This is a genomic window from Aeromonas sp. sia0103 (assembly GCF_963895295.1).
In the GTDB taxonomy this organism is placed as follows: domain Bacteria; phylum Pseudomonadota; class Gammaproteobacteria; order Enterobacterales; family Aeromonadaceae; genus Aeromonas; species Aeromonas encheleia.
On sequence record NZ_CAWQKG010000043.1, the window covers coordinates 1 to 255 of the forward strand.

Sequence of the window (255 nt, forward strand, 5' to 3'; positions counted from 1 at the left end):
CTCAGACAGCTAGGATGTTGGCTTAGAAGCAGCCATCATTTAAAGAAAGCGTAATAGCTCACTAGTCGAGTCGGCCTGCGCGGAAGATGTAACGGGGCTCAAACCAGGCACCGAAGCCGCGGATTCACACTTATGTGTGAGTGGTAGGGGAGCGTTCTGTAAGTCTGCGAAGGTGTATCGAGAGGTATGCTGGAGATATCAGAAGTGCGAATGCTGACGTAAGTAACGATAAAGGGGGTGAAAAGCCTCCTCGCC

The 255-nt window shown here is 51.4% G+C and carries 1 rRNA gene; it reads left to right on the top strand.

Going from position 1 to position 255, the window contains the following annotated elements:
- Nucleotides 1-255: ribosomal RNA gene (locus tag AACW18_RS13945) — 23S ribosomal RNA — on the top strand; the annotation flags it as partial.